The organism is Porphyrobacter sp. GA68, from assembly GCF_022605525.1.
Lineage (GTDB): Bacteria > Pseudomonadota > Alphaproteobacteria > Sphingomonadales > Sphingomonadaceae > Qipengyuania_B.
This window is the reverse complement of record NZ_JAKQYJ010000009.1, coordinates 1-1,372: the sequence shown is the minus strand read 5'-3', so window position 1 is coordinate 1,372 and position 1,372 is coordinate 1. Positions and strand designations below refer to the sequence as shown.

The 1,372-nt window shown below is 55.2% G+C and carries 1 rRNA gene; it reads right to left on the bottom strand.

The features are described 5' to 3' along the window. Positions 1 to 1,372: ribosomal RNA gene (locus LHJ54_RS12675) — 23S ribosomal RNA — on the bottom strand; the annotation flags it as partial.

Genomic DNA, 1,372 nt, shown 5'->3' with positions numbered 1-1,372 from the left:
GTCAGCTCCATGTGTCGCCACACTTCCACCTCAGACCTATCAACCTGATCATCTTTCAGGGATCTTACTTCCTTGCGGAATGGGAAATCTCATCTTGAGGGGGGCTTCATGCTTAGATGCTTTCAGCACTTATCCCGTCCGCACATAGCTACCCAGCGATGCCCTTGGCAGAACAACTGGTACACCAGCGGTGCGTCCATCCCGGTCCTCTCGTACTAAGGACAGCTCCTCTCAAATTTCCTGCGCCCGCGACGGATAGGGACCGAACTGTCTCACGACGTTCTGAACCCAGCTCGCGTACCGCTTTAATGGGCGAACAGCCCAACCCTTGGGACCGACTACAGCCCCAGGATGCGATGAGCCGACATCGAGGTGCCAAACCTCCCCGTCGATGTGGACTCTTGGGGGAGATAAGCCTGTTATCCCCGGGGTAGCTTTTATCCGTTGAGCGATGGCCCTTCCATGCGGAACCACCGGATCACTAAGCCCGACTTTCGTCCCTGCTCGACTTGTAGGTCTCGCAGTCAAGCTCCCTTGTGCCTTTACACTCTGCGAATGATTTCCAACCATTCTGAGGGAACCTTTGGGCGCCTCCGTTACCTTTTAGGAGGCGACCGCCCCAGTCAAACTGCCCACCTGACACTGTCTCCCCGCCCGATAAGGGCGGCGGGTTAGAAGGTCAATACAGCCAGGGTAGTATCCCACCGATGCCTCCACCGAAGCTGGCGCTCCGGTTTCCAAGGCTCCTACCTATCCTGTACAAGCTGTACCAACATTCAATATCAGGCTGCAGTAAAGCTCCACGGGGTCTTTCCGTCCTGTCGCGGGTAACCTGCATCTTCACAGGTACTATAATTTCACCGAGTCTCTCGTTGAGACAGTGCCCAGATCGTTGCGCCTTTCGTGCGGGTCGGAACTTACCCGACAAGGAATTTCGCTACCTTAGGACCGTTATTGTTACGGCCGCCGTTTACTGGGGCTTCAATTCGCACCTTCGCTTACGCTAAGCGCTCCTCTTAACCTTCCAGCACCGGGCAGGCGTCAGCCCCTATACTTCGCCTTACGGCTTCGCAGAGACCTGTGTTTTTGCTAAACAGTCGCCTGGGCCTATTCACTGCGGCTCTCTCGGGCTTGCACCCTAACAGAGCACCCCTTCTCCCGAAGTTACGGGGTCATTTTGCCGAGTTCCTTAACGAGAGTTCTCTCGATCACCTTAGGATTCTCTCCTCGCCTACCTGTGTCGGTTTGCGGTACGGGCACCTCTCACCTCGCTAGAGGCTTTTCTTGGCAGTGTGGAATCAGGAACTTCGCTACTATATTTCGCTCGCCATCACAGCTCAGCCTTATGGGAAACGGATTTGCCTATTTCCCA